Annotated in this window: 3 protein-coding genes; 1 reads left to right on the top strand and 2 read right to left on the bottom strand. The window is 69.6% G+C overall.

What is annotated here, in order from left to right:
* Together HY703_02915 and HY703_02910 are read right to left on the bottom strand one after the other, a co-directional pair.
* A partial coding sequence (locus tag HY703_02915) for a hypothetical protein (GenBank protein MBI4544130.1) occupies window positions 1–612 on the bottom strand: 612 nt, incomplete at its 3' end.
* A gap of 169 nt (window positions 613–781) precedes the next feature.
* Window positions 782–2,194, bottom strand: a complete 1,413-nt coding sequence (locus HY703_02910) for a M20/M25/M40 family metallo-hydrolase (GenBank protein ID MBI4544129.1) — start codon at window positions 2,192–2,194, stop codon at window positions 782–784.
* 530 nt (window positions 2,195–2,724) lie between these two features.
* On the opposite strand from HY703_02910, the gene HY703_02905 reads away from it, so the two are divergent.
* Window positions 2,725–3,162: a hypothetical protein gene (locus tag HY703_02905; GenBank protein MBI4544128.1), complete on the top strand. Its 438-nt coding sequence runs from the start codon at window positions 2,725–2,727 to the stop codon at window positions 3,160–3,162.
* Window positions 3,163–3,165: the final 3 nt, after the last annotated feature.

Genomic DNA, 3,165 nt, shown 5'->3' with positions numbered 1-3,165 from the left:
GTCCATGTCCCAGGCCACGTAGCCTGTGAACCGCTGACCGCCCCGCGTCTCGAGCCGGCCGTAAAGCCGCTCGGCCGAGGGGCGTGACGCCGCCTCCGGCGCCGTCAGGAACTCGATGCGGCGCACGTCGTCCCAGCCCAGTTCCACCTGGCTGCGAGGATCCTGGATCACGATCCCGCGCACGGCGTCGCCCAGGTCGCCACCCGATTCCAGCTCGATTTCCCGGCCGGAAACCAGCACCAGCCGCGCGCCATCGCCGCGCGGCTCGAGTGTCAGGATATGGCCGAAGCGGATGCCCGACTGGGCGGACCGGAATGCACGCGCCGAGCCGACATGGCGTCTCCAGCCCACCGGGATGCCCAAGACGCGCACCCGTCTTTGCTCCAGGACTGCTTTGCCGGAACGCCGCGCGGGCCGGATCTCCTTGGTCGCATCCAGGATGTCCGCCCAGCTCGCCTCGTTCTTGTCCCAGCGGATGTACCCTTCATAACGCTCGCCATCCACGGTCGTGATCCGGCCGTACATGCGAGTGCTGTCCGCCTGCGCCGCGGCACCGTTTCCGGCCCCGGGGGAGACGAGGGCAGCGGCAAGCAAGAGCACTCGAATCCGCACGTTTGCCTCCCTGTTTACTGCCCTTTACGGGCGCAACGGCGGCCGGGTTTCAAGGTGGGGGGCCACAGCGGCCTCTGAAGGCGGGCACGGGCAGGGCCAGGCTCACGCATCCGCGTTCGTGACTTCAGGCAGGACGCAGTGACTCGAGAGCCGCGCCTCCCCGGCGGCGTCAGCGCATAGGGGTGTCCCGCAGCAGCGGCTCCGGCAGGTCCGCGACCACGTAGGCCATGACGGCCATGGCCGCGACACACAGCGCCACCTCGCGCGGGTCCAGCTTGTCCACGGTATCCGCGTCGCTGTGGTGATACCAGAAATAGCGCGCGCCCTCGACCTCCAGCCCCATGCCCGGAACCCCCTGCGCCATGAGCGGGCCGATGTCTGCGCCGCCGCCGCCCCGCTTGATGGTGCTGGCGCCGATCCGGTCGAGCAGCGCGCCCACCCGCCTGACGATCTCGAACAGCGAGTCAGGGCCGGTGAAGCCGAAGCCCGTAGGCCTGAACACCCCGGCATCCGACTCGACGGCCAGGACGTGTCTGGAGACCTCCTGTGCGTGCGCGGCCCGGTATGCCGTGGCCCCGCGCAGCCCGTTCTCCTCGTTCGTCCATAGCACCACGCGCACCGTTCGGCGCGGCCGCAGCCCCAGCGCGTGCATGAGGCGCACGGCCTCCCAGGCCACAATACTGCCGCCCGCGTCATCCATGGCGCCCTGGCCCACATCCCAGGAATCGATGTGGCCGCCGATCACGACCACCTCCTCTGGCCTCTCCGAGCCCACGATCTCGCCCATCACGTTGCGGGAGGGCGCGTCCCCCAGGGTGCGGGCCTCCATCTTGAGGCGCACCACGACGCGTTCGCCCCGATCCTGCAAGCGGTGCAGCAGCGCGGCGTCCTCGGCCGTTATGGCGGCGTGCGGAATGCGCCGCACGGCCGTGTCGTAGCGCATGGCGCCCGTGTGCGGCGTCTGCAGCGAATGGGTCGTCACGGAGCGGATCAGGCTGGCGACGGCGCCGGCCCGCGCCGCCGCGTTGGCGCCGTTGCTGCGGTAGCGCACGGTCTCGCCGTAATTGGTGAAGGGCACGTCGAAGAGCACGATCTTGCCCCGCGCCTGGGCGCGGCGAGCCTCGAGCTCGGCAAAGCTGCTCACCACCAGCACCTCGGCTGCAATGCCTGGCGGCGGCGTGGCCACGCTGCCGCCCAGCCCCAGCATGGGCAGGTTGCGGCGCATCGGGGAGAGCAACTCGGCCGATTCGGCGCCCCGCACCCAGTGCGGCACCATGACCGGCTCGCCGCGCACGTTCTCGAGCCCATCCTTCTTCATCTCCGCCAGGATCCAGTCGAGCGCGCGCTCCAGGTTCTCCGTCCCGCTGAAGCGCGGGCCGAACCGATCCACCAGCTCGGTCAGCCGGGCGTAGGCCGCACTGTCCCTGAGCGCGGCATCGATCAGCCGATCGGCCGCGGCACGGTAGCGGGCGCTCATGTCGTCCGGCCTGGCCGCGGCATCCTGGCCGTAAGCGGTTGCGGTGGCGCACAGTTGCGCCGCCAGCGCGAGGGCAAGCCCCGAGGAGAAGGTGAGGGGTCGCATAGGCCCGATCAGTTGAAGACCAGAGAGGTGCCGGCCGCCGAAGATGCCGCGCCCCGCCTCCGGCCACAAGAAGCATAAGCCGCACTAGCAGCAGGACCAGCGGGGCATAGCCGCGGCGAAGCTCCGCTGGTCCGAATGACAAGTGTCCCGCAGAGTGATATCTTCGCGGCCGATGCATCAATCGGCGGACTCCACCTGCCGCAGAGACCCTATGCCGACCTGGCTGATGCCGCGCTGACTCGCCGCCGCGGAGCCAGTCTGGAGCGAGTCGCTCGCCCTCGGCTACTCCGTGATTTGCTCCCGAATCGAGATCACCGTATGAGCTGCCTGTCTACCGGCCTCGACGCGCGCCTCAGGCAAAGTGAAGGAGAGCGACGATGATAGAGAACGCAAGCGTGTGGCGGTGCGGTCTAGCCGCTCTGGGGTTAGGCGCTTCTGCCCTGCTGGTCACTCCCTCGGCGCTCCGAGCCCAGGGCACCCCGCCGCAGCAGGCTGCGCCGCCGGCGGCCGCGCCCGCGGACGTCGCCTCGATCGACGCGATCCTGGGCGCCCTCTACGACGTGATCTCCGGGCCCAAGGGGCAGAAGCGCAACTGGGATCGGATGCGCTCGCTGTTCGTGCCGGGGGCGCGCCTCATCCCGGTGGGACCCAACCCGGAGGGTGGATTCCGGGCGAGGGTGCTGACCCTGGAGGATTACATCCTGGCGGCGGCGCCGTTCTTCGAGGCCAACGGCTTTTTCGAGCGGGAGATCGCGCGGCGCACGGAGCGGTTCGGCAACATGGTGCACGTGTTCAGCACGTACCAGTCGCGGCGTGCGGCGGAAGATCCGGCGCCCTTCGCCCGTGGCATCAATAGCATTCAGCTCATGTATGACGGGGCGCGCTGGTGGGTGGTGACGGTGTTCTGGGAGGCGGAGCGTCCGGACAATCCTTTGCCGGAGAAGTACCTGAAGGGGGAGGCACCCTGAGGC

The organism is Gemmatimonadota bacterium, assembly GCA_016209965.1.
Lineage (GTDB): Bacteria > Gemmatimonadota > Gemmatimonadetes > Longimicrobiales > RSA9 > JACQVE01.
Note: the sequence above shows the minus strand (reverse complement) of the source record. Positions and strands in the feature narration are given on the sequence as shown.

Excerpts from the sequence above, each read along its gene's own strand:
- HY703_02910 (MBI4544129.1), bottom strand. The coding sequence starts at position 2,194 with ATGCGACCCCTCACCTTCTCCTCGGGGCTTGCCCTCGCGCTGGCGGCG.